Origin of the sequence: Novosphingobium sp. GV079 (assembly GCF_003058045.1) — a bacterium.
GTDB lineage: Bacteria > Pseudomonadota > Alphaproteobacteria > Sphingomonadales > Sphingomonadaceae > Novosphingobium > Novosphingobium capsulatum.
This window is the reverse complement of sequence record NZ_QBUE01000003.1, coordinates 412,258-435,269: the sequence shown is the minus strand read 5'-3', so window position 1 is coordinate 435,269 and position 23,012 is coordinate 412,258. Positions and strand designations below refer to the sequence as shown.

22 protein-coding genes are annotated in these 23,012 nt (G+C 66.7%); 9 read left to right on the top strand and 13 right to left on the bottom strand.

Going from position 1 to position 23,012, the window contains the following annotated elements:
* Positions 1 to 48 precede the first annotated feature (48 nt).
* The 3 genes from uvrC to C8K14_RS05865 all read left to right on the top strand — a co-directional run bounded on the left by uvrC (position 49) and on the right by C8K14_RS05865 (position 3,829).
* Positions 49 to 1,992 carry an excinuclease ABC subunit UvrC gene (gene uvrC / locus C8K14_RS05880; protein ID WP_107715988.1) on the top strand — a complete coding sequence of 648 codons (1,944 nt, stop codon included), beginning with the start codon at positions 49 to 51 and terminating at the stop codon, positions 1,990 to 1,992.
* Between the two features lie 278 nt (positions 1,993 to 2,270).
* Entirely contained in the window at positions 2,271 to 3,221 is a 951-nt protein-coding gene (locus C8K14_RS05870; protein ID WP_158271871.1) for a hypothetical protein, read from the top strand.
* 38 nt (positions 3,222 to 3,259) lie between these two features.
* Entirely contained in the window at positions 3,260 to 3,829 is a 570-nt protein-coding gene (locus C8K14_RS05865) for a hypothetical protein (protein WP_133726766.1), read from the top strand.
* A 12-nt stretch (positions 3,830 to 3,841) separates the two neighbouring features.
* Here C8K14_RS05865 and C8K14_RS05860 read toward each other — a convergent pair whose 3' ends face one another.
* The 3 genes from C8K14_RS05860 to thiL all read right to left on the bottom strand — a co-directional run bounded on the left by C8K14_RS05860 (position 3,842) and on the right by thiL (position 8,156).
* Entirely contained in the window at positions 3,842 to 4,738 is an 897-nt protein-coding gene (locus tag C8K14_RS05860; protein ID WP_107715984.1) for an acyl-CoA thioesterase II, read from the bottom strand.
* A 274-nt stretch (positions 4,739 to 5,012) separates the two neighbouring features.
* On the bottom strand, positions 5,013 to 7,112 hold the full coding sequence (locus C8K14_RS05855; protein ID WP_107715983.1) for a sodium-translocating pyrophosphatase: 2,100 nt from the start codon (positions 7,110 to 7,112) through the stop codon (positions 5,013 to 5,015).
* Between the two features lie 156 nt (positions 7,113 to 7,268).
* Entirely contained in the window at positions 7,269 to 8,156 is an 888-nt protein-coding gene (gene thiL / locus C8K14_RS05850) for a thiamine-phosphate kinase (RefSeq protein WP_107715982.1), read from the bottom strand.
* A 95-nt stretch (positions 8,157 to 8,251) separates the two neighbouring features.
* Here thiL and C8K14_RS05845 point away from each other — a divergent pair, with 95 nt between their 5' ends.
* The 4 genes from C8K14_RS05845 (at position 8,252) to C8K14_RS05830 (ending at position 11,252) form a co-directional block, all read left to right on the top strand.
* Positions 8,252 to 8,920 (top strand): TetR family transcriptional regulator, encoded by a 669-nt coding sequence (locus tag C8K14_RS05845; RefSeq protein ID WP_107715981.1) that lies wholly within the window; start codon positions 8,252 to 8,254, stop codon positions 8,918 to 8,920.
* A complete protein-coding gene (gene mtnP / locus C8K14_RS05840; RefSeq protein WP_216643476.1) occupies positions 8,910 to 9,806 on the top strand; it encodes an S-methyl-5'-thioadenosine phosphorylase in 897 nt (298 codons plus the stop codon). Before C8K14_RS05845 ends, mtnP begins: the two co-directional genes overlap by 11 nt.
* 154 nt (positions 9,807 to 9,960) lie before the next feature.
* Positions 9,961 to 10,419: a MarR family winged helix-turn-helix transcriptional regulator gene (locus C8K14_RS05835; protein ID WP_022674476.1), complete on the top strand. Its 459-nt coding sequence runs from the start codon at positions 9,961 to 9,963 to the stop codon at positions 10,417 to 10,419.
* A gap of 71 nt (positions 10,420 to 10,490) precedes the next feature.
* Positions 10,491 to 11,252, top strand: a complete 762-nt coding sequence (locus C8K14_RS05830) for a hypothetical protein (protein WP_062786068.1) — start codon at positions 10,491 to 10,493, stop codon at positions 11,250 to 11,252.
* Between the two features lie 157 nt (positions 11,253 to 11,409).
* On the opposite strand, the gene C8K14_RS05825 is transcribed toward C8K14_RS05830, so the two are convergent.
* The 7 genes from C8K14_RS05825 to C8K14_RS05795 form a co-directional block, all read right to left on the bottom strand.
* A complete protein-coding gene (locus C8K14_RS05825) occupies positions 11,410 to 12,417 on the bottom strand; it encodes a type II secretion system F family protein (protein WP_022675891.1) in 1,008 nt (335 codons plus the stop codon).
* Between the two features lie 16 nt (positions 12,418 to 12,433).
* Positions 12,434 to 13,405: a type II secretion system F family protein gene (locus tag C8K14_RS05820; RefSeq protein WP_022675892.1), complete on the bottom strand. Its 972-nt coding sequence runs from the start codon at positions 13,403 to 13,405 to the stop codon at positions 12,434 to 12,436.
* Positions 13,406 to 13,494: 89 nt separating this feature from the next.
* Positions 13,495 to 14,778 carry a Flp pilus assembly protein ATPase CpaE gene (locus C8K14_RS05815; RefSeq protein ID WP_022675893.1) on the bottom strand — a complete coding sequence of 428 codons (1,284 nt, stop codon included), beginning with the start codon at positions 14,776 to 14,778 and terminating at the stop codon, positions 13,495 to 13,497.
* Between the two features lies 1 nt (position 14,779).
* Positions 14,780 to 15,448, bottom strand: a complete 669-nt coding sequence (locus C8K14_RS05810) for a CpaD family pilus assembly protein (protein WP_107715980.1) — start codon at positions 15,446 to 15,448, stop codon at positions 14,780 to 14,782.
* Positions 15,449 to 15,474: 26 nt separating this feature from the next.
* Positions 15,475 to 17,007, bottom strand: coding sequence for a type II and III secretion system protein family protein (locus C8K14_RS05805; RefSeq protein WP_107716031.1), 1,533 nt, complete (start codon positions 17,005 to 17,007; stop codon positions 15,475 to 15,477).
* 64 nt (positions 17,008 to 17,071) lie between these two features.
* Positions 17,072 to 18,106: a Flp pilus assembly protein CpaB gene (gene cpaB / locus C8K14_RS05800; protein ID WP_107715979.1), complete on the bottom strand. Its 1,035-nt coding sequence runs from the start codon at positions 18,104 to 18,106 to the stop codon at positions 17,072 to 17,074.
* Between the two features lie 63 nt (positions 18,107 to 18,169).
* A complete protein-coding gene (locus C8K14_RS05795) occupies positions 18,170 to 18,643 on the bottom strand; it encodes a prepilin peptidase (protein ID WP_043610870.1) in 474 nt (157 codons plus the stop codon).
* Positions 18,644 to 18,743: 100 nt separating this feature from the next.
* Between C8K14_RS05795 and C8K14_RS05790 the strand changes: the two genes are divergently transcribed.
* A complete protein-coding gene (locus C8K14_RS05790; RefSeq protein WP_107715978.1) occupies positions 18,744 to 19,727 on the top strand; it encodes an alpha/beta fold hydrolase in 984 nt (327 codons plus the stop codon).
* Positions 19,728 to 19,746: 19 nt separating this feature from the next.
* Positions 19,747 to 20,859 (top strand): FAD-binding oxidoreductase, encoded by a 1,113-nt coding sequence (locus C8K14_RS05785; RefSeq protein ID WP_107715977.1) that lies wholly within the window; start codon positions 19,747 to 19,749, stop codon positions 20,857 to 20,859.
* Between the two features lie 52 nt (positions 20,860 to 20,911).
* On the opposite strand, the gene C8K14_RS05780 is transcribed toward C8K14_RS05785, so the two are convergent.
* The 3 genes from C8K14_RS05780 to thrB all read right to left on the bottom strand — a co-directional run bounded on the left by C8K14_RS05780 (position 20,912) and on the right by thrB (position 23,005).
* Positions 20,912 to 21,517 (bottom strand): hypothetical protein, encoded by a 606-nt coding sequence (locus C8K14_RS05780; protein WP_133726765.1) that lies wholly within the window; start codon positions 21,515 to 21,517, stop codon positions 20,912 to 20,914.
* Positions 21,518 to 21,584: 67 nt separating this feature from the next.
* Positions 21,585 to 22,016, bottom strand: coding sequence for a ribonuclease HI (rnhA, locus tag C8K14_RS05775; protein WP_054130713.1), 432 nt, complete (start codon positions 22,014 to 22,016; stop codon positions 21,585 to 21,587).
* Positions 22,013 to 23,005: a homoserine kinase gene (thrB, locus tag C8K14_RS05770; RefSeq protein WP_107715975.1), complete on the bottom strand. Its 993-nt coding sequence runs from the start codon at positions 23,003 to 23,005 to the stop codon at positions 22,013 to 22,015. Before thrB ends, rnhA begins: the two co-directional genes overlap by 4 nt.
* Positions 23,006 to 23,012 lie beyond the last annotated feature (7 nt).

The following is a 23,012-nucleotide window of genomic DNA, read 5'->3' as shown; positions in this document are numbered from 1 at the left end:
TCCTTTCGGGCTCTCCCCAAACGGGGTAACAGCCACTATCTGGCAGGGATGGCCCGCAAGAGCGCATCTTCCCCTCCCGACCGTGATACCGAGCGCTTCCACGAAGACGCTGCGATCAGCACGATGCGTGGCAGCGATCAGCCCGATCTGGAACGCGGCGTGGAAACCATCCGCGACGTTGTCCGCACGCTCAAGCCCAAGCCCGGCGTCTATCGCATGCTCGATGCGCGCGGCGACGTGCTCTATGTGGGCAAGGCGCGCGCGCTGAAAAATCGCGTGGCCAATTACACCCAGGTTGATCGGCTGCCCAACCGCCTGCGCCGCATGGTCAGCCAGACGCGGTCGATGACGATCGTGACGACCAATTCCGAGGCTGAGGCGCTGCTGCTCGAAGCGCAGCTGATCAAGCGCTATCGCCCGCCTTACAACGTGCTGTTGCGCGACGATAAGTCGTTTCCCTTCATCCTGTTGCGGGCCGATCACGCGTTTCCGCGGATCATGAAGCATCGCGGCGCGCGCAAGGCCAAGGGCAATTACTATGGGCCCTTTGCCAGCGCCGGCTCGGTCAACACCACGATCAATGCGCTGCAAAAGCTGTTCCTGCTGCGCAGCTGCAACGATGGCTTCATGGCGCGGCGCGACCGGCCCTGCCTGCTCTATCAGATCAAGCGCTGCAGTGCCCCGTGCGTCGATCGCATTGCCGAGGCGGACTATGCCGAACTGGTGCGCCAGGCGAAGGATTTCCTCGGCGGCAAATCGGGCGCGGTGCAGCGCGAGATCGAAACCCAGATGAGCGAGGCGGCCGAGAATCTGGACTTCGAACGCGCGGCCATGCTGCGCGACCGCTTGCGCGCGGCCACGTTCATCCAGGGCAGCCAGGCGATCAATGCCGAAGGGGTCGGCAATGGCGATGTCTTTGCCATGGCCAGCAAGGGCGGCCAGATCGCCATCCAGGCATTCTTCATCCGGGGCGGGCAGAACTGGGGCCACCGCGCGTTCTTCCCCACCCACACCGAGGGGCTGGAAGAGGCCGAGGTGATGACCAGCTTCCTGGCGCAGTTCTACGAGGAAGTGCCGCCGCCGCGCCTGATCATGGTCGATCGCATTCTGCCCGAGGCGGAGTTGCTGGCCGAGGCCCTGCACGAAGGTGCGGGCGGCAAGGTGGAGATCACCGTGCCGCAGCGTGGCGACCGGCGCCGGCTGATGGAGCAGGCCAGCCGCAATGCGGTGGAGGCGCTCGATCGGCGGCTGGCGGAAACCGGCACCAAGGCCAAGATCCTGCGCGAACTGGCCGAATTCCTGGAACTGCCCGATGTGCCGCAGCGCATCGAGGTTTACGACAACAGCCATATCCAGGGCACCAATGCGCTGGGTGGCATGGTCGTGGCCGGGCCGGAAGGCTTTCAAAAGGGCCAGTATCGCAAGTTCAACATCAAGCGCGCCGAAACCCGGCCGGGGGATGACTTTGCCATGATGCGCGAAGTCATGGCGCGCCGCTTTGGCCGCGTGCAGGAGGAAGACCCCGATCGCCAGGGCGGCACCTGGCCCGATCTGGTGCTGATCGATGGCGGCAAGGGCCAGATGACGGCCGTGCGCGAGACGCTGGAGGAACTGGGCATCGAGGATGTGCCGCTGATTGCGGTGTCCAAGGGGCCGGATCGCAACGCCGGGCGCGAGCATTTCCACTTTCCCGATGGGCGCGAAAAGCTGCTGCCGCTCAATTCCCCGGTGCTGTTCTACTTGCAGCAACTGCGCGACGAGGCGCACCGTTTCGCCATTGGTGCGCACCGCGCCAAGCGCAGCCGGGCGATCACCGCCAGCCCGCTCGACGAGATTCCGGGAATCGGTCCGGCGCGCAAGCGTGCGCTGCTGTTGCATTTTGGTACCGCCGGCAAAGTGCGCGCCGCCTCGCTCGAAGACCTCATGCGGGCGCCTGGGGTGAGTGCTGCGGTGGCGCAAACCATCTATGATTTCTATCATCCCGGGGCGTAAACAGCTGCCCCAGTGGCATTTGTGGAAATTATCAGACAATTGTCGTGCTGGTGGCGTGCCAGCGTGAAGTACCGCAGTGGTTATTTGCGGTTTCCCTCAAATAGGGGATGACGAAAACACCCTTAATGCTCGATAACCGTGTTAGGCAACGTCTCTGCACATAGCTTGCGGCATGACAGGGATGACAAGCGTAATGTGGCAAGGATCGGCAGCCCACCAGGGGACGTGGTGGAGCAGGACCGACCGGCAGGGTGGTCCGTCGCTGCCTGGGGGGTACGATGAAGCAGGGGGTTGGGCGCGCGCCGCAGGTTGGCGCGTCGCACCGTAAGGAGTGGGGACAAGTCGTGGTGCCGGGTGTCGGTGCGGGGCGGCGGCCGGTTAGCCGGCTGGTGCTGCGCGTGGCGGCCTTGGGTGCCTTGGCGCTGGGGGCGCTGCCGCTGGGCACTGCGGCGGCCCTGGCGCAGGATGCGGCCGTTTCCGACAAGACGCTCGAACTGGAATTCTGGCGCTCGGTATCGACCAGCAGCGATCCCGAGATGTACGATGCCTATCTGCAGCAGTTTCCCAACGGTACCTTTGCCCCACTGGCCAAGGTAAAGGCCGCAGCGCTGCGGCGCGGGGCGACCAGTAGCCCGGCGGCAGCGCCGGCTACGCCGCCTGCGCCGGCGATTGCCGCGCCAGTGCCGGTTGCCGCCGCGCCGGCCGCAGTCACCCCGCCGCCCGCAGCTGCCCCAACCGCTGCGGTCGCTGCCACCGCGCAGGCCGGGCCCAACGAAACCGCCGCCGCCAGCCTGCTGGCGAGCCTGGCCGCCGCGCAGGAAACCCCCGCGGCACCGGCCGCAGCTGCCTCTGCTGCAGCCCAGGCTGCCGCCCCGGCACCGCAGGACATTACAGCCGGTCGGCCCCATCTGGAAACGGTGCCGGCGGTCGTCCTGCCCGCCCGTTTTTGCAGTGCCGAGGAACGCAACGCCTTCCACGCGCAAACCTATCGCCCGGCCAGCGAAGCGGCCGAGGCCAACAACGGCAAGGCCATCGCCTATCTGCAATCGATCCAGGCCCGCTATGACGCGATGGCCGCAGGCGATGCCGACATGCGCAATGCGCTGGCCAAGGAAGCACGCGATTACAAGCCGATAGCCGACGCTGCCTTTCAGGCGCAACAGGCGCTGGTGCGCCAGTTCGATGCGCTGATGGCGGTTCCGATCACGTCTTGCGGAGTGGCCAAATGATGCGACGCGTGCCCTTTGCCCTGGCGACCCGAGGCGTGATGCTGCTCGCCCTTTGCCATGCCCCGCTGGTCCAGGCCGCCGCGCCGCCGCCGATCTCGCCACCGGCCTCGTGCCTCGATAGCCCGACGTTCGAAGCCGCGCGGTTTCATCAGTTCCAGACGATGATGATGACCGTGTCGCTGCGCTGCAAGAGCCACGGCATGGATGTGGAAAGCAGCTTTTCGCGCATGATGATCGTGCACCAGGGCGTGTTCGCGGCCGCCGACAAGGCCATCCGTGGCTATATCAGCCCGGCCCACGGCTTTGCCGACAAGCGTGCCTTCGATAGCTATGCCACGCTTGTGGCCAATCGCTATGGCGGCGGCGCCACCAACCTGCAGGCCTGCACCGCGATCGACCGGGCGATCAAGACGGTGACGGCCGACATCACCGGCACCACGCTGCGCTTTGTGGCAACGGCCATGGTAGCCCACCCGGAAATGGAGCGCATGGCCTGCGCCCTGGTCGGTCAGCCTACCAGGCCTGGCACCACGCCCGCCCCGCCGGCCGCTGCCGGCGCGGCGACCATCGCAATGGCCAGCCCCGCAGCGCCGCGGCCCGGCAAGTAGCGCGGCGACGGTTCAGGCGCGGCGGCGCACCAGGCCTTCTTGCGCGGTTTCGGCCACCAGGCGGCCATCCTGGGTAAAGATGCGGCCACGGCTGAAACCGCGCATGTTCCCGGCCCACGGGCTGTCGCAGGCATAGAGCAGCCATTGATCGGCGCGGGCATCGGCGTGGAACCACAGCGCATGGTCAAGGCTGGCCACCTGGCCGCTGCCGGCCTTGCCGCTGATGCCATGGGGCAGCAGGCTGGTGCCGAGCAAGGTCATGTCGCTGACATAGGCGATCACCGCGCGGTGCAACCCCGGATCATCGGGCAGGGGCGCCACGCAACGCAGCCAGGTGTGCGCCACCGGTTCGGCCGGGGTTTCGCGGAGCCAGTTGAGCGGTTCGGCCGGGCGCATCTCGATCGCGCGCGGCCGCGACAGCAGGGCGCGGCGCTGCTCTGACAGGCGATCGGCATAGATCGTCAGCAGGTCTGCCTCGCTCGGCAGGTCATCGGGGCTGGGCACCGAAGGCATCGGCAGGCCGTGCTGCAGGGCAAGGCTCTCGCCGGCCTCGCTACGGCGGTGGAACGAGGCCGTCATGGTGAAGATCGGCGCGTCGCCCTGGCTTGCCACCACGCGGCGGTTGGCAAAGTTGCCGCCATCGAGATCGCGCATCACGGTATAGCGCGTGTCGGCATCCTCGCTGCCCGGGCGCAGGAAATAGGCATGCAGCGAATGCACCGGTCGATCGGCGGCGACGGTGGCCTGCGCGGCGGCAAGCGCCTGCGCCACGATCTGCCCGCCAAACACGCGTCCCACGCCCCCGGGCTTGCGCGGCCCGGTAAATAGATCGGCGCTGGCCTCGGGCTGAACCGTCAGCAGCCGGACAAGGCCGGCGGCCGTCGCGGCAGGATCATTGGAATCGGACATCAGAGTGGAAGAGAGCGGGTGCAGCATGATCGCGCGCCTATTCCAGGCGTTCCGCCAAGGTCAACGCATCGCGGCGGCTCGTCACAAATATGAAACCACGGGCAGGTGATGAACCACCCGGGCCAGGAAACAGGCCCCACCCAGCCTTGCGGCCAGACGGGGCCTGTCCTTCTCCTCCCCAACCTCGGGCCCATGCGGGCGGGGTTTTCCCCGCTTTTCCGCGTGTCTGCCGTGGGCCACCGGTCCAGCATGCCGGCAGCCCACGGAAGCCGGTTCAGCCTGCCGCGTGGCTGGCCAGGGCGGCCAGCAGCAGCAGGGCAACGATATTGGTGATCTTGATCATCGGGTTCACGGCCGGGCCAGCCGTGTCCTTGTAAGGATCGCCCACGGTGTCACCGGTCACCGCCGCCTTGTGCGCTTCGGAACCCTTGCCGCCGTAATGGCCATCCTCGATATACTTCTTGGCGTTGTCCCACGCCCCGCCGCCTGATGTCATCGACAGGGCCACGAACAGCCCGCCCACGATCACGCCCAGCAGCAGCGCGCCCAGCGCGGCAAAGGCATTGGCCTGCCCTGCCACCGCCATGATCACGAAATAGACCGCGATCGGCGCCAGCACCGGCAGCAGCGAGGGCAGGATCATCTCCTTGATCGCCGCGCGCGTGACCAGGTCCACCGTGCGGGCATAGTCCGGGCGGCTGGTGCCGGCCATGATGCCCGGATCGGCGGCGAACTGCTCGCGCACGTCCACCACCACGTCGCCAGCGGCGCGGCCCACGGCGGTCATCCCCATCGCGCCGAACAGATAGGGCAGCAGCGCGCCCAGCAGCAGCCCGACGATGACATAGGGGTTCTCCAGGCTGAAATCGACATTCAGATCCGGGAAGAACTCGCGCAGGTCGGTGGTATAGGCGGCAAACAGCACCAGGGCGGCAAGCCCGGCCGAACCGATGGCATAGCCCTTGGTGACCGCCTTGGTGGTGTTGCCCACCGCGTCGAGCGCATCGGTGCGTTCGCGCACGGTGTCTTCCAGGCCGGCCATTTCGGCAATGCCGCCGGCATTATCGGTTACCGGGCCATAGGCGTCGAGCGCCACGACCATGCCGGCCAGCGCCAGCATTGCCGTCGCGGCATAGGCAATGCCGATCAGCCCGGCGAGCTGATAGGCGACGATGATACCCGCGCAGATCACCAGCGTGGGCAGGGCCGTGGCTTCCAGGCTGACGGCCAGGCCCTGGATCACGTTGGTGCCGTGGCCGGTGACCGATGCCTTGGCGATCGATCGCACCGGGCGATAGCCGGTGCCGGTGTAGTATTCGGTGATCCAGATGATCAGCCCGGTGATCGCCAGGCCGACCAGCGCGCAATAGAACAGCGTGCGGCCGGTAAAGCCCTGGTCGCCGATCGGCGCTTCCATGCTGCCCAGCGCGGCCTGCGTGGCGAACCAGATCGCCGGGATCGAAAGCAGCGCGGTGACCAGGAAGCCCTTGTACATGGCGCCCATGATGTTGTTGCTGCGCCCCAGCTTGACGAAATAGGTGCCGATGATCGAGGTGACAATGCAGACCCCGCCGATCAGCAGGGGCAGCGACATGAGCGGCAGCAGCAGATCGCCCACGCCCTTGATCAGCAGTGCCGTAAGTACCATCGTGGCGCCCACGGTGACGACATAGGTTTCGAACAGATCGGCCGCCATGCCGGCGCAATCGCCCACGTTGTCGCCCACGTTGTCGGCAATCACGGCCGGGTTGCGTGGGTCATCCTCGGGAATGCCGGCTTCCACCTTGCCCACCAGATCGGCGCCCACGTCGGCCGCCTTGGTGAAGATGCCGCCGCCCAGCCGGGCAAAGATCGACACCAGCGAGGCGCCCAGCGCCAGCGTGGTGAGCGCGGTGACCACGGTGCGATCGCCCGGGGCATAGCCGGCTACGAACACCAGATACCAGAAGAAGCCCGCGATCGCGAGCAGGGCCAGGCCCGCCACCAGCATGCCGGTGATCGCCCCGGCGCGAAACGCCAGGGTAAGGCCTTGTTGCAGGCCGCTTTGCGCGGCAGCGGCGGTGCGCACATTGGCCCGCACCGACACGTTCATGCCGATGAAGCCAGCCACGCCCGAAAGCACGGCACCAATCACAAAGCCCACTGCCGGCAGCGGGTGCAGTGTCATCGAAACGATGGCGGCCACGACCACGCCCACCAGGGCAATGGTGCCGTACTGGCGTTTGAGATAGGCCTGCGCCCCTTCCTGGATGGCGCCGGCAATGTCTTGCATTTTCTGGTTTCCGGCCGGGCTTCCCAGCACCTGACGGCTGGTAATGAAGCCATAAAGCACAGCCAGTAACCCCAACCCGATTGCGGTTACGACAAGGTTCACGATGGCATCCCCCTAACTTCCCGTGCCCCGGCTTGTTTGTGTGCCAGGTACACCATGTCCCCGCACTTTGGTTGGGAACCAGATGGAAGCTAAATCATTTGCCGCCGCTCGCAAGCGGTATTGTACGGTTGTTCGGTTATTCCCGGCGACTACGTTTTAGCCGCGGTGTTCATAGCCCAGCGGCCCTTGCGGGCAGGCGCCATCGAGCAGCAAGGGTACGGGGCCAGCGGTCTGCGCCTCGCCGATGCAGGTGGCCGGGCAGGGGGGCGTGGTGCCCGCTGGCAGGGTGAACAGCAGTTCGTAGTCATCACCCCATGACAGCGCCTCTTGCCGGCGGGCAGAGGGAAGGTCTGGCGGCACGGGGCAGGCGGCGCTGTCGATCGCCAGGGTCACGCCGCTGGCACGGGCCATGCGCGTCGCATCGAGCAGCAGCCCGTCCGACACGTCCATCATCGCGCCGACCAGCGGGGCCAGCGCCCGCCCTTGGGCCAGGCGCGGCACCGGGCGGGCAAAGCGCGTGGTATCGCGGCCAGTGCGCCCCTCGCGCCCGTCACGCAGCGCCTCGAACCCCAGCATGGCATCGCCCAGGCTGCCGGTGACCCACAGCCTGTCGCCCACCTGTGCGCCGCTGCGCGTGGGCACGGGGCAATGCGTGGCGCGGCCCAGCGCAGTAAGGCCATGGGCCGCCGGGCCGACCCGGCGCACGGTGTCTCCGCCCAGCAGCGGCACGGCAAACGCCGCCAGCGCCTCCGCCAGCCCGGCCAGGAACCGCTCTTCGCCGCCACCCAGGCCATAGCCCAGCAGCACGCCGAGCGGCGCCGCGCCCTTGGCCGCCAGATCGGACAGGTTGGTCGCCACCAGTTTCCACGCCACGTCGGCCGGGTCCTGGCCCGGCAGCCAGTGCACGCCTTCCACCATCATGTCGTGGGTGAGCACGAGATGCTCCCCGCCCAGCGCGATCACCGCCACGTCATCGTCCAGCCCGCGCGCGGCAGGGTCTGGTGCCAGGGCGCGCAGGGCGGTGATGAAGGCTGCTTCGTCCATGGGTGCTGCGGTAGTGGCTGAAGCGTTGTTTGCAAGTAGCTTGACCCTGGCTGGCCGCGCCGCCTAATCGATCGGTTGAAGAGGACCACGGCGACATGACCAACGCAGGACCACAGACCGCGCACGACCATGCTGCGCCGCCGCCTGATGCGGCCGCTGCATCGGGCGGCGCACGCGATCTGCTGCTGGCGGCGGCCTCTGCGGTGATGCGCGAGGGCGACCTGGTCGATATCTCGCTGTCCGAACTCTCGCTGCGCTCGGGCCTCAATTCGGCGCTGGTGAAGTATTACTTCGGTAACAAGGCCGGGCTGCTCACCGCGCTGCTTGATCGCGACATGGCCGAGATCGTCCGCTCGGTCGACGCCCTGGTGGCCAAGGGCGACATGGCCCCGCAGGACAAGCTGCGCCATCACATTTCCTGCTGCATCGATACCTATTACCGCTATCCCTATCTCAACCGCCTGCTCATGCGCCTGGTGCGCGATAGCGACGATGCCGAGGCGCGGCGTATCGCCGACAAGTACCTGCGCCCGCTTAGCCGCGCCTATGACCAGCTGATCGGCGAAGGGGTGAAAAGCGGGGTGTTCCGCCCGATCGATCCGCAGATGTTCTATTTCACCGTCAGCGGCGCGGCTGACCGGTTCTTTTCCGCGCGGCTGGTGCTGCGCCACTGCTTTGGCCAGGATTCGTTGACCGAACAGCTGCGCGACCGCTATCGCGAACACACGGTTGATTTCATCATGGCGGGCATTCTTGCAGACTGAACAGGAAACCCAGGCGCCGGGCGCGCGCTGGCGCATCGGGGTGATCGGCGGCTCGGGGATCTATGATCTTTCGGTGCTGGACGATGTGCAGGAAATCGCGGTGCAATCGCCGTTTGGCGCGCCATCCGGGCCGGTTACGCTGGGGCGCATCGGCGGGCAGGAATTCGTGTTCCTGGCGCGCCACGGCGCCGGGCACCGGATTTCCCCCGAAGCCATCAACCACCGCGCCAACATCGACGTGATGAAGCGCTGCGGGGTGACCGACCTTGTCGCCATTTCCGCGATCGGCTCGCTGCGCGAAGAGCTGGCACCGGGCAGCTTCGTGGCGGTGGACCAGTTCATCGATCGCACCCATGGCCGCCCGCAAAGCTTTTTCGGGGAAGGGCTGGTGGCCCATGTCTCGCTCGCCGATCCGGTCTGTGCGCGCCTGTCGGGCCTTCTTGCCGATGCGGCCCAGGCCGCCGGGGCCAGCGTGCACCGGGGTGGTTGCTATCTGGCGATGCAGGGGCCGCAGTTTTCCACCCGCGCGGAAAGCCGCCTCTACCGCCAATGGGGTGCCGACGTGATCGGCATGACCGCCATGCCCGAGGCGCGCCTCGCGCGCGAGGCAGAGCTGCCCTATGCCCTGATCGGCATGGTCACCGATTACGATGCCTGGCGCGACGGCGATCATGTCGACGTTGCCCAGGTGCTGTCGGTGATGCGCGGCAATGCCGCAACGGCGAAGGCCACTGTCGTGGCGCTGGCCGGTCTTTTGCCGCAGCTGCGCACGCCCAGTCCGATCGACCGCGCGCTCGACGGCGCGATCATGACGGCGCCGGCGCAGCGCGATCCCGTGCTGGTCGCCCGGCTGGGTGCGGTGGCGGGCAGGGCGCTCAAGGCATAGCCGACAGGCGGCTGCGGTCTGTGATCCTGTTGCATCGCAGCGCGTATCGAAAGTTGCGCTGCGATAGCTTGTCTTGCACGATTGCAAGAGTTCATAGCGATTAAAGAGAAATATCGTTATTGCCATTGCCGCTGGTTTCCGTAGATACGAAACCATGCCCGGAACCCAGACCCGTCTTGCCGAATTCGTGCCTTATCGCATGGCCATCACCTCTGGTGCGGTGAGCCAGGCCATTGCCAACGAATATCGTATGCAATTCGGGCTCAAGATCTCGGAATGGCGGGTCATGGCGGTGCTCGGCGATGCCGGCCCGCTGACCCAGCGCGACCTGGTGCGCGCCACCCAGATGGACAAGGTTGCCGTCAACCGCGCGTGCAAGGTGCTGGAGGATCGCAACCTGCTGCAGCGCAGCCCGAATGTGGCCGATGGACGCTCCCACCATCTCGAACTTACCGCCGAAGGCCGCGCCATCCATGCCCAGATTTGGCCGCAAGCGCTTGAAATTTATGAGGAAATATTCTCCGCACTGACCCCGCGCGAAACGGAGAAGCTGCGTGCCCTGCTCGACAAGCTGCTGGGCGCGGTGCGGCGGTTCGAAGCGCGCGCCAAGTAACGTACAAGACAAAAACCATACCAGAATAGAACCGGGATAATATCGTCGCAGCTGAAACAGGAGAGGTGAACATGAAACTGGCATCGTTGCCGCAGGGGCGCGATGGGCGCCTGATCGTGGTGTCCGACGATCTCGCCTGGTATGCCGACGCCGATCATGTGGTGCCGACGATGCAGCGGCTGCTGGACGAATGGCACCGCCACGCCGATCTTCTCGAAAGCCTGAGCATCGAACTGGCGCACGGGGCGATCCCGCGCAAACGCTTTCACGAACGCGAGGCGGCCGCGCCCCTGCCGCGTACGTTTCACTGGACCGATTCGGCCGATGCCCTGCGCCACCAGCCTGGCGACGGGCTGATGGGCGCGCGCGATCCGCTGCGCCGGCCCGGTGCTTCGGCGGTGGGCCTGGTGGCGATGACGGCCGATGTGCCGCAAGGCGCCAGCGCGGCCGAGGCCTTGGGCCGGGTGCGCCTGGTCGGCCTGGCCCACGCGGTTGCCGTGCAGAGCGCGCCAGGGGCCACGGGGCATTTCTCGCCGGTCTTCGTTACGCCCTCGGCGCTGGCGGAAGCGTGGGTGGATGGCGCGTTGGCCGTGCCGCTCAAGGTGACGCGGGGCAGCCACACCCAGGACGTGATCCTGCCGCCCACCCTGGGCGATACCATCGCCGGTCTGGCCGCCGAACGCGCGCTCGCCGCCGGAACCCTGGTCAGCCTGTCGGCGCCGCTGCCTGGCGATCCGCTGGGGCCGGGCGAAACCCTGCGCGTCGAAGCCCGCAACAGCGCCGGGCGCAGCCTGTTTGGCGCGATCGAGCAGGCGGTGCGCGTTCCTGCTTGAGGTTTGGCGGTACAGTGTCAGGCCCAGCACCACCCCCCGACCCCCTCCTCTAAAGAGGATGGGGAATTAAAGCACTGACAATAAAAGCCCCCTCCTCTTCAGAGGAGGGGTTTTGGGGGTGGTGCGAAGCCCGGCACCAAGCCCGCCGCCCAAAGCCTTACGGCCCGGGCTTGCGGTTGATGAACTGGTCGCTGATCGCGCAGGCCGCCGGGCCCAGGATGACGATGAACAGCGTGGGCAGGATGAACAGGATCAGCGGCACGGTCATGATCGCGGGCAGGCGGGCGGCCTTTTCCTCGGCGCGCATCATGCGTTCGTTGCGGAATTCGGCCGACAGCACGCGCAGGGCGGAGGCCAGCGGCGTACCATAGCGTTCGGTCTGGACCATGGTGGTGGTCACGCCCTTCACCGAATCGAGGTTCACGCGATAGGCCAGGTTTTCAAAGGCCTGGCGCCGTTCGGTAAGGAACGACAGCTCGATCGCGGTGAGTGCGAATTCATCGCCCAGTTCGGGATAGGCGCGGCCTAGCTCGCGCGCCACGCGGCCAAAGGCAGCGTCCACGGTAAGGCCAGCCTCGGCGCAGATCACCAGCAGGTCCAGCGCATCGGGCAGGCCCTTGCGGATGGCATGGGTGCGCTTGGACACCAGGTTGGCGATCCAGATATCGGGGGCCTTGTAGCCGAAGATGACCATGACCGCGAAACCCATGAAGCGCTTGAACGCGCCCCATTCGGGAAAGAACTGCAGCACGTAGATCCACAGGATAGCGAGGCCGCCCAGCACGATCGGGCCGATCATGCGGCCAAAGATCACCGCGACGGCCCATTCCTTCTTGCGGATGCCGGCCTGGGCCAGCTTTTGCTGCACCACGGCCAACTGGCTGTCCTGCAGCACGCGCAGCTTTTCCAGCACGCCGCGGATCGTGTCGGTGGTCTGGTTGCGGCGCACGATCGAATGGCGCTTGCGCGCGGCCGAGGTGATGATCCCGGCCTTGAGCTGCTCGCGTCGCTCGCTCAACGCCTTGACCCGCTTGGCCATGGGATCGCGCACGGTGATCGCGGCATAGATCGCCAGGATCATCGCCGCGGCCGCGATCATCAGCATGATCGAGCCGGCATGGACGACATTGATGCCAAGCAGCGTGGGTGCGGGGTTCGGTTGCATCAGCGCGTTCCTTGGCTCAGATCTCGAAGCTGACCATCTTGGCCATGATGAAGGCGCCCAGGCCCAGCCAGCACAGCCCGCCCAGGCCGGCGATGATCAGGCGCTCGTCGACGAAGAACTTGCCCATGTAGACCGGGTTGATCCAGTAGATCAGGGCAAAGACGATGAACGGCAGGGCGCCGACGATATAGGCCGAAGCCTTGGATTCCGAACTCATCGCCTTGATCTTGAGCTTCATCTGCGCACGCTTGCGCAGCACGTCAGCCAGGTTGGCGAGGGTTTCGGCCAGGTTGCCACCGGTTTCGCGCTGGATCGCCAGCGTAATGCAGAAAAAGCTGAACTCGGCCATGTCGAGGCGGTCGGCGGTATCCTGCAGCGCCTCTTCCATGGTCTTGCCCACCTTGATGCGGTCGGTCACCAGCTTGAATTCTTCCCCCACCGGGCCGGGCAGTTCGCTGGCGACGACGCCCAGCGTCTCGGTGATCGGCAGGCCAGAGCGCAGGCCGCGCACGAGCAGTTCCAGCGCATCGGGAAAGCGGGTGACAAAGGCGTTGGCGCGCTTGGTGATCGCGCGGTTCACCACCATGTGCGGCAGCCCCGCGCCGACCAGAACGCCGGCCGGTATCGCGAGAAGCAGCGAGCCGGACTTGAGGAAGATCAGCGCGGCGATACCCAGCCCCAGGCCAAGCGAGGCATAGAGATACTGCGACAGGGTCCAGCCCTTGCCGGTGCGGTGCAGGCGCAGAGCCAGCGCCTCGGTGCGCGAGGCAGAGCCGGCGACGCGATAGGCGCGGGGTGTGCGCGAGGCGATCGCCTTGCGATACTGCGCCTCCACCTTGTCGACCGCGCTATCCGAATGGCGGAAGCGCACCTGTTGCAGGCGGCGTGCGCCTTCCTTGCCGGCGCTCGGCCCGCTGAACGCCGCCACGGCCAGCAGCAGCGCGATACCAAGCCCGCCAAAGAGCAAGATCAGCTGGGGATTGAGCATCGGGGAACCTGCCTACCTGAAGGAAACCGTAAACTGCATCGCGCGGTGACGGCGTGGCACGGGGCGTAAAGCGCCAGACCTGGCCAGCTTTAGACTGGGGCGCCGGTCTTGGCCTTGCCTTTTGCCGGCAACATCTTCTTGAGATCGAACTTGCCCAGGAGCGAGGTGGACTTGGCCTTGGGCTTGTCCGCCGGGCTGGCGTCGGTATCGGCGGCAAGGCTGGAGATGGCCTGCGCCACGTCCTTGATTGCCAGCGCCGCCTTGGTCGAGCGGTTGGCGCCGATGAACGTCTGCCCCAGCTTGGCGGCATTGGCTGCGGCCTTGGCATCGAACGGCACCTGGAAACCCAGCTTGCGCTCGATCGAGGATTCGAAATCGGCCCGGCTGATTTCGCCCACGCCCTGGTGCACCTTGTTGGCCACCACATAGACATGGGCGTGGCTGGCGTTGGACTTGAGCCAGGCCAGCAGGCGGATCGCATCGCGCGCGCCGGCCAGGGTCAATTCGGTGACCAGTGCCACCGCGTTCACATCGGCCAGCAAGTGCGGGAAGTTGATCAGCATGTTGCGCGGCATGTCGATCACGGTCATCTCGAACGCCTGGCGGAATTCCTCCTGCAACTGCACGAAGGCGCTGCCATCAGTCATCAGCGGCGCGGTGATCGGCGCTTCGGCCGAAAGGATCGCCAGGTTGTCGTTGGCCCGGATCATCGCGCGTTCGATGAACAGCCCGTCGATGCGGCTGGGGCTGTCGATCGCGTCGGTCAGGCCACGGCCGGGCTCGAGATCGAGCGTGAGCGCGCCGGTGCCGAAGTGCACGTCAAGATCGAGCAGCGCGGTCGACAGCTTGAAATCGGCGCCAAACGACCAGGCCAGCGAAGTGGCGATGGTGGAGGCGCCAGCCCCGCCGCGGGTGCCGACAACCGCAGTGGTCACGTGGCGCTTGGCCGCGCTGCCATCCTGGTTCTTTGGCGCATTGAAGATCGCCTGCGCCTGGCTCAGCGCGTCGCGCACCTGGGCGACTGACAGCGGCTTGAGCAGGTAATCCTGAATGCCCGAAGCGATGAGATCGCGATAGAGCCGCACATCGTTGACCTGGCCCACGGCGATGACCACCGTGCCGGGTTCGCATACTTCGGCCAGGGCATTGATATCGTTGAGGGGATCGCCGCTTTCCGACAGATCGACCATCAGGATCGCCGGGCTGGCGGTGATCGAGAGCGATTGCACGGCATTGCGCAGGCCGCCGCGCGCGCACTTTTCCGGCGCCCAGCCCATGTCGGCCGCCACGGCGCGCGCGACGTCGAGCGCCGCATCGTCGCACAGGAATGCTGCGAACAGGTCGCGATTGCCGGATTTCCAGGGTGCGCTCATGTCAGTTGCTCGCCGCTGAAGTGGAGGTGTTGACCTTCTTGACGGTGGCGCCCCCCATGCCGGAGGGTGCATTGTCGCGGTAGGCCTGGATCGCCTTGTTCGAGGTCATCACCGTGGTGCGGCCGTCGTCAGACTGGCCGTGCACCAAGTCTTCCTTGTTGGCCACCATCGCGGCCAGGTTGGAGTTGACCGCGCAGCCATAGTTGGTCGAGGTGGCGTTGTTGCCATTGCCATCGTTGTGGGTGGACCAATCCGGGCAACCCGGCACGGCAGCGGTGGTGCGCATGATTACCAGGCGCGCGATGCCCGGCGCCACGCTGCCAGCCGTAATCGGCGCGCCTTCGGCCAGGCTCATGCCGTGGCCGGCAAGCACCGCCTGCACGGCATCGTGCGTGGCCGGATCGCGGGCGGGATCATCCAGCGCCACTTTGTCGCCATAGCCAAGATCAAGCGAGTCGAACCATCCGGCCATGCGACGCTGTTCGCTGACCGAAACGCCGCCACCGGGCAGCGTATTGATGTCCAGCGTGTAGCTGGTGCGTTCGACCACCGGCTGGTGCACGCTGTTGAGCGAGCGGTTGGTCGGCTGGCCGCCGACGCAGCCGGCGAGGGCCGTGGTGAGGGCCAGGGCCAGGGCCACAGGGCCGATGCGATTGCGCGTTGTGGACATGGTCTGGTTCCTTGTCGCGTAGGCGGTCACAGGTTGAAGCCGGGTTTGGCGTCGGCCTTGGCCTGCTTGTTCTTTTCGGGCTGGGCGCCGCTGGCGTCGCCTACCTTCGGCGCTGGGCCGCCTTGCACGGTACCTTCGCGTTCGGTCGGCATCGGGCGACCTTCGCCCTTGGACGGTACGGTTTCCTGGTTGCCCAGCAATTGCTGCACGGCATCGGCGGCGCGGAAGCCATCGGTGGGCAGCTTGATATCCTTGGCATCCACCGGGTTGACCAGATACGGGGTAACCACGATCACCAGTTCGGTCTCGCCCTTCTTGAACGAGGTGGAGCGGAACAGCGAGCCCAGGATCGGCAGGTCGCCAGCGCCCGGTAGCTTGGTGATCGTGTTCTGCGCCGAATTGCTCAGCAGCCCGGCGATCATGAAGCTTTGTCCCGATCCCAGTTCCACCGTGGTTTCGGCGCGGCGCACCTTGAGCGCAGGGATGGAAAAGCCGCTGAGCGTGATCGCGCCGTCAGTGGTGAGTTCGGAGACTTCCGGCCGCACACGCAGCGAGATGCGGCCATTGGCCAGTACGGTGGGCGTGTAGGACAGGCTCACACCATACTTCTTGTATTCGATGCTGGTGGTGCCCAGGCCCTGCGAAAGCGGGATGGGAAATTCGCCGCCGGCCAGGAATTCGGCTGTTTCACCCGACAGCGCGGTAAGGTTCGGCTCGGCCAGGGTGTTGGACAGGCCGATCGTTTCGCCCAGATCCAGCGCGCCCAGCACATCCATGCCAAACAGCTTGCCGTTGCCGACCAGGCGGGTGCCTGTCGTGGCCGAGTTGACCACCGTGGTCGTGGCGTTCATCGCCACGTTGCCGCCAGCCAGTAGCGGCCCGCCCGCGACATACTGGGTGAACGCGTTGCCCTGGCCCACGCCGAACTTGAAGCCGCTGGTGGCATCGGCCGTGGCCCAGTTCATGCCGATCGCACGGGTCAGCGTGCGGCTGACTTCGGCAATCCGCACCTGCAGCATGACCTGCAGGGGCGTGGCCATCTTGAGGCGGCTGATCACCTGCATCTTGTCGCCCACGAAGGCCTTGACCAGGCGCTCGGCCTCGGCCGCATCTTCGGGGGCTCCCACCGTGCCGGTCAGCAGCACGGTGTTGTTCATCGTCGCGGTCTGCACCTTGGCGTCGGGCATGGCGAGGTGGAGCATCTGGTCGATGCTGTCGATGTTGGTGCCCACGCGCACATTGGCCGACCAGATCACGTTGCCCTTGGCGTCGCTGGCATAGACCGTGGTTTCGCCCGGGCCCTTGCCGAAGACATAGAGTTGGTTGGTCGATTTCACCTGCACGTCGGCGATCTTTTCGTCGGCGACAAACACATCGGCCATGCGCGAGGGCAGGGTGATCAGTTCACCCCGGCCGAGGCCCACCGCGATGGCGCGGGCCGGGCTGGTGACGCTCTGCGCCTGGGCCGCAGGGGCCAAGGCAGCGACGGCAAGGGGCGCGGCAAGCGGCGCGGCCACGATCATGGCGGTGCGCAGCGCGGAAACGAAGCGGTGGGACATGGCTTGGCCTTTGGCGCGATGCCGGAAGGGAATGGGCGGGCAGATCGTGGCAATCGTGCTCATCTCACTGCGCTCCCACGCTGACGGTGACAGTGTCCTTGCCGCGCGTGATGTTGACCACCGGGCCACGCGGGCGCGGCGGCACGGCCGGGCCGGCCATGGCCGCCACGGGCGCCGGGGCGGGCGGCGCGGTAAAGCCGCCGCCGCCACCGCCAGCGCCACCCATCGGCGGCATCGACTTGCGCTGGAAGCGCGAGACATCGCCACCCGTGGCAAAGCTGGTGCCGCCATCGAGCGGGTGGGCGAGGGCCTGCTTGAGCAGCTTTTCCTCGTCCTGCGGGGTGGCCCCGGCCGGAACCTTGACATCGCCCGAGGCGATCGCCTGCTCCAGCTCGGCCGAATTGTCGGCCAGCGAGCGCAGCGAGAGGCTGAGCGTGCCGATGGTCTGGGCCACGGCGATCTTTTCCGCGATCTTGGGCGTCACTTCCACGGTGACCGTGCTGAACGCCTTGACCTTGGTCTTGCCCTCGATCTGTTCCTGCGTGGCGGACTGGTCGGTGGCGAGCACGCGCAGGTTGCGGATGATGGTTTCCGATGCCTTGAGCGGCTGCGGATCGTTGCCCTTGACGGTCTGAGTCAGCACCAGGTCGATATGGTCGCCGGGAAAGACGAAGCCGGCCACACCGGTGCGGGCGGAAACCGGAATGGTGACGGCGCGCATGCCAGGCCCAAGCGCGGCGGCGAGGAAGCCGCGATCGCCCGGTGCCACCAGCGAACCCTGCGTAATCGGTTCGCCGGCGGTGATCGGGTTGCGCACCACGGTCCCGAGCATCTTCTGCATGTCGGCCTCGCCTTCCACGAAATAGGCGTCCTGCACCATTTCCTTGGGCCAGGCCTTGAAGCCAATCGAATCGGCGGTGATGATCGTGCCGACGGGCAGGGCGCGCTGGGCCACCAGGACCTTGGAACCCATTTCCACCTTGGCGGCAGCGATCGCCTGGGGCGAACCCGAGCCACGAATGAGGCCAAGGCCGAACAAGGCCGATGGAATGCCCAGCACCAGCGAGGCCCCCAACAACAGTAGCTTCTTCTTGTCCATCGCCAGTTTATCCCGCCCTTACAGAATAGCGCGCAGCCATCCGACAAATTGGTTAAGTTGGCCTTAGCCCGCAGCGAGCGCGTGAATGCCCGCGCCATAAGTGGTGCCAAGAACACACAGCCCCGCCGTGGCGATCGCCACGCCATAGGGAATCTTCAGCCGGTCCTTGCGGCGCCGCATCAGGTGCCACATGCCCATCCCCACGGTGAGCAGGCCGCCCACCAGGGCCATGATCAGCAGCAGCTTGGCAAACAGCACCGGCCGCAGCCACAGCGCCAGCGCGGTGAGCAGCTTGACATCGCCGCCGCCCATCATGCGCAGGGCAAACAGCCCCGCCAGCACCACGAAAGCGGCCAGCGCCACGCCCAGTTGCAGCACGACATCGGGCCACAGGTGCAGCCCGCAGGCCCACCAATAGACCGGGGCCAGCGCCGCGATCGCGGCGTTGAGCCAGTTGTCGATCTGTCTGCGGCGCAGGTCGGTAAAGGCTGCGATCAGCAGCGCGATTGCCAACACTCCGGCCAATCCGTAAACCATGGAAATCCCCCTCGATGATGTGGGGATACCGGAAAATCACTTACCAAACGGTAACCAAGCCAAGCGGCGGGATCGGGCGTGAAACAGGGCGTCGCAAGCAATGGTTAAGCATGTCTGGAAGGGCATCGGTGGGCGCGAGATCCCCGCTGGTGCGAGCGAATCGACCTGGTCCGCCAGCGATGGCACCGCCATCCGCCGGATCGACTGGCGGCGCGGCGATGGCCCGCCGAGGGGGTCGATCCTGTTCCTGCCCGGGCGCGGGGACTTTTATGAAAAGTATTTGGAAACGTTCGATTACTGGGCGTCTAAGGGCTGGTGCGTAACCGCCGCTGACTGGCGCGGGCAGGCTGGCTCTGCCGGGCCGCAAAGCGGGCCACCGGTGGGTGACATCGCCGATTTTTCGGTCTGGGTGGATGACCTTGCCCATCTTTACCAAATCTGGCGCGCGCAAACACCGGGGCCGCATGTGGTGATCGGCCATTCGATGGGCGGCCACCTGGTGTTGCGCACCTTGGCCGAGCAGCGAATCGCCCCGGATGCCGTGGTGCTGAGCGCGCCGATGCTCGGATTCGCCACCGTTCTGCCGCGCCCGGTGCAGCGCGTCTATGCCGCGCTGATGGTTCGCCTGGGCGATCCGGCGCGCCCGGCGTGGAAAAACAGCGAGAAGCCTGGCGCCCGGGTCGCGCTGCGTGCCAACCTGCTGACGCACGATGAAACCCGCTACGCCGATGAACAATGGTGGCGGGCACAGCGGCCCTGGCTGGCGCTGGGTCCGGCCAGTTGGCGCTGGCTGAAAAAGAGCAGCGAATCGTTCGACCGGCTCGATGCGCCTGGGATGCTGGAGCGCGTAACCACCCCGGTGCTGCTGCTTGCCACGCGCCACGATGCGCTGGTGTCGTGGCCAGCTATCGCGCGCGCCGCGCAGCGCCTGCCCAAGGCCCAACTGGTGGCCTGGGGGCGTGAGGCGCGGCACGAACTGCTGCGCGAATGTGACGCCGTGCGCGATCGGGTGCTTGCCTCGATCGACGAATTCCTCGAACGGGAAGCCCCACAGCGGCAAGACACGGCCGCCATGGCGGAATAAGGCAGGCAGGGGCGCGACCATGGACGAGTTCGACATCGCGATCATCGGCGCCGGCATGGCCGGGGCCAGTCTCGCCGCCGAATGCGCGCCCCATGCCCGCGTCCTGCTGGTCGAGGCGGAGGACAGCCCAGGCTACCACACCACCGGCCGCTCCGCCGCGTTCTGGGACGAGATCTATGGCGGGCCGGCGGTGGTGCCACTCACCCTGGCCTCGGGGGATTACCTGGCACAGCACGGCTTTCTGCAGCCGCGCGGCTCGCTGGTGATCGGGCGGACAGAGGATCGCGCCGCGCTGGAAACCTTCGTGTCCGACTATGGCGCGCTCGGCGCCACGGTGGACATGATCGATCGCGCCGGCATGATCGCGCTGGTGCCTGGCCTGCGCGAGCAATGGTGCCTGGGGGCCTGGCAGCCGGGCTGCGCCGATATCGACGTGGCCGGGCTGCACCAGCACTACCTGGCCCTGGCGCGCCGCACCGGAACCGTCGTCTGCCTGCGTGCGCGTATCGATTCGCTGGTACACGAGGGGGCTGGCTGGCGCCTGGCATGGCGCGGGGGGCAGGCGCGCGCCGGGGTGGTGGTCAACGCCGCCGGGGCCTGGGCCGACGAAGTCGCCAGGCTCGCCGGGGCGGCTTCCCTGGGCATCGCGCCGCTGCGCCGCACGATCACGCAACTGCGTGTCGATCCACCCGTGCCGGCCACACTGCCGCTCACCTTCGGGCTGGCCGGAGACTTCTATTTCAAGCCATCGGGCGATCGGCTGTGGCTTTCGCCGCACGATGAAACGCCCGACGTGGCGCACGATGTCGCGCCCGAGGAAATCGACGTGGCACTGGCGATCGATCGCCTGGAACAGGTGGTGGATTGGCGCATCGCCGCAGTGGAGCGGCGCTGGGCCGGGCTGCGCAGCTTTGCCCCCGATCGCGCGCCGGTCTATGGCTTTGATCCTGCCGTGCCGGGCCTGTTCTGGTTTGCCGGGCAGGGCGGCTTTGGCATCCAGACCGCGCCCGCCGCCGCGCGCCTGGCCGCGCAACTGCTGCTGGGCCAGTCGGCCGATACGATGACCGAACGGCTTGATCCGGCGCGCTATGCCCCGGCGCGCTTGTCGCCCGCTGGTCTTGCCCTGGCTTGAAGCGGGCCGGCGCAGAATGGTTATGTCATGCAGTTAACGCGGTGTTTGCGCTCTATTCCTTGATGCGCTTTTCCATCACCCGCTTGTCGTGCAGCGGGGGATGGCGTGGCGGCACCCGGCGCGCTGGGCGAACGGCCACATCCACCGTGCGCGTGGTGGTCACGGTGCGGGTTTCGCCACAAGGCTGGCAGCCCCCGGTACGCGGCAGCGGCACAGGCACCATGACCACCCCTGCCACGTAATAGCCCGGCGGCGCGATCCAGCTGCCGGTATAGACCGGCACTTGCCCGGCATAGCCCGGCGCGGAATAGGCCTGGGGTGGATGGCCCGGTGCATAATAGCCAGCGCCGGGATAGGCCGGAGCAGGCATCGCCTCGCATGGCGGCGGCCAGCCGTGCCGTTGCGGTTCGCCGCCATCGATGCCGGGCACGCTGCACGGGCCTGGCCCTGGGCCATAGGGAACCATCGCGGAGGGCGTTGCCGGCGTGGCGACCGGTGGCGGTGGTTGGTGCCGCGCCACGGCTGGTGATGCTGCCGCCGCCATCAGGCTGGCAGCCGCCAGCACCCACCCCGCACGGTTGACCGTGAACTGGCACACCATCGAACATCCCCCGCGATCGGCCGGCGCCAAGGCGGCCTGTGCGCGGCAGTTTACCATGAAGCGCCATGCCGCCAAACCGGATGGACCGCAGCTGAGTCCCGGAATGGATCAGGCTCGCGATGAATCAGGCGGCCTTGGCCGCGTCGCTGGCGAGTTTGTCCACCCGCTCGTTTTCCGGGTGGCCGTCATGTCCCTTGACCCACACCCACTCGATCTTGTGCGGGCGGGCAGCGGCCACCAGTGCGCGCCACAGGTCTTCGTTCTTGACCGGCTTGTTGTCGGCCGTTTTCCAGCCTCGTTTCTGCCAGCCAAAGATCCACTTGGTGATGCCGTCGAGCACATACTTGCTGTCGGTGTGCAGGGTCACCTGGCAGGGCTGGGTCAGCGCTTCCAGCGCGCGGATAGCGCCCATCATTTCCATGCGGTTGTTGGTCGTCTCGCGCTCGGAACCGACCAGTTCCTTTTCGTGCTCGCCCATGCGCAGCAGCGCGCCCCAGCCACCCTTGCCGGGATTGCCCTTGCAGGCGCCGTCGGTGAAGATATCGACCTGCTTCACAGTGCGAACACTCCACCATTCGCCGGATCGGCATAGAATTGCAGCCGGCGGGCAAAGGCCATCGGGTCTTTCCGCGTCACCAGGGCATCGGCCGGGGTGTTGAGCCAGTCATAGGCGCGGCTCATGGCAAAGCGCATCGCCGCCCCTTGCGCCAGCACCGGCAGCGCCGCCCGTTCTGCCCCAGACAGGGTGCGCACACTGGCATAGCCTTCAAGCAGCGCCGCCGAAAGATCGGCGCGGAACGCCAGGCCCGCCGCATCGAAACACCAGGCGGCATGCGTCACCGCCAGATCATAGGCGATCACGTCGTTGCAGGCGAAATAGAAGTCGATCAGGCCAGTGACCGTTTCCCCCTGCATCAACACGTTGTCGGGAAAGAGATCGGCATGGATCACGCCGGTGGGCAGGTCTTGCGGCCATTGCGCGGCCAGGCGAGGCAGGTGCTGCGCCACCAGGCTGGCCAGCACGGGATCGATGCTGGCCAGGCCCTGCGGCCCGCAGGCATCGGCGAGCCGCTGCCATTCGGCCAGGCCCATGCCATTGGCGCGCGTGGCCGGGTAATCGGCCGCTGCGCCGTGCAGCGTGGCCAGCGCCGCGCCCACTGCGCGCGCCTGGCCGGGCGTGGGTTCGTGCAGCGAAACGCCGGGCAGGAACTCGATCAGTGCCAGCGCGCGTTCCCCACGCGGGGTATCGACCACGCGATAGAGATTGCCCGCGCCATCGTGGATCGAGCGCGGCACCGGGCAACCCTTGGCCGCGAGGTGATCAAGCAGCCCGAGGAAATAGGGCAGGTCGGCGATCTCGATGCGGAATTCATACATGGTGAGAATGAAGCGCGTGGCCTTGCCAGGCTCTTGCGCGGTTTCGATCAGCCAGTTGCTATTGGAAACGCCTTCGGCAATGCCCTTGGCGGAAACCAGATCGCCCAGGTGATAGGGAGCGAGCAGCGCGGCCATGTCCTCCGCGCCGAGGTGGGTATAGACAGCCATGATGGGG

Coding starts and splice junctions, on each gene's coding strand:
- C8K14_RS05820 (WP_022675892.1), bottom strand. CDS start 13,405: ATGCTCAATCCCCAGCTGATCTTGCTCTTTGGCGGGCTTGGTATCGCG.
- C8K14_RS05870 (WP_158271871.1), top strand. CDS start 2,271: ATGAAGCAGGGGGTTGGGCGCGCGCCGCAGGTTGGCGCGTCGCACCGT.
- thiL (WP_107715982.1), bottom strand. CDS start 8,156: ATGGACGAAGCAGCCTTCATCACCGCCCTGCGCGCCCTGGCACCAGAC.
- cpaB (WP_107715979.1), bottom strand. CDS start 18,106: ATGGACAAGAAGAAGCTACTGTTGTTGGGGGCCTCGCTGGTGCTGGGC.
- C8K14_RS05845 (WP_107715981.1), top strand. CDS start 8,252: ATGACCAACGCAGGACCACAGACCGCGCACGACCATGCTGCGCCGCCG.
- C8K14_RS05830 (WP_062786068.1), top strand. CDS start 10,491: ATGAAACTGGCATCGTTGCCGCAGGGGCGCGATGGGCGCCTGATCGTG.
- C8K14_RS05835 (WP_022674476.1), top strand. CDS start 9,961: ATGCCCGGAACCCAGACCCGTCTTGCCGAATTCGTGCCTTATCGCATG.
- C8K14_RS05860 (WP_107715984.1), bottom strand. CDS start 4,738: ATGTCCGATTCCAATGATCCTGCCGCGACGGCCGCCGGCCTTGTCCGG.
- C8K14_RS05785 (WP_107715977.1), top strand. CDS start 19,747: ATGGACGAGTTCGACATCGCGATCATCGGCGCCGGCATGGCCGGGGCC.
- C8K14_RS05790 (WP_107715978.1), top strand. CDS start 18,744: ATGGTTAAGCATGTCTGGAAGGGCATCGGTGGGCGCGAGATCCCCGCT.
- C8K14_RS05805 (WP_107716031.1), bottom strand. CDS start 17,007: ATGTCCCACCGCTTCGTTTCCGCGCTGCGCACCGCCATGATCGTGGCC.
- C8K14_RS05780 (WP_133726765.1), bottom strand. CDS start 21,517: ATGGTAAACTGCCGCGCACAGGCCGCCTTGGCGCCGGCCGATCGCGGG.
- C8K14_RS05795 (WP_043610870.1), bottom strand. CDS start 18,643: ATGGTTTACGGATTGGCCGGAGTGTTGGCAATCGCGCTGCTGATCGCA.
- C8K14_RS05815 (WP_022675893.1), bottom strand. CDS start 14,778: ATGAGCGCACCCTGGAAATCCGGCAATCGCGACCTGTTCGCAGCATTC.
- uvrC (WP_107715988.1), top strand. CDS start 49: ATGGCCCGCAAGAGCGCATCTTCCCCTCCCGACCGTGATACCGAGCGC.
- C8K14_RS05825 (WP_022675891.1), bottom strand. CDS start 12,417: ATGCAACCGAACCCCGCACCCACGCTGCTTGGCATCAATGTCGTCCAT.
- C8K14_RS05865 (WP_133726766.1), top strand. CDS start 3,260: ATGCTGCTCGCCCTTTGCCATGCCCCGCTGGTCCAGGCCGCCGCGCCG.
- C8K14_RS05810 (WP_107715980.1), bottom strand. CDS start 15,448: ATGTCCACAACGCGCAATCGCATCGGCCCTGTGGCCCTGGCCCTGGCC.
- thrB (WP_107715975.1), bottom strand. CDS start 23,005: ATGGCTGTCTATACCCACCTCGGCGCGGAGGACATGGCCGCGCTGCTC.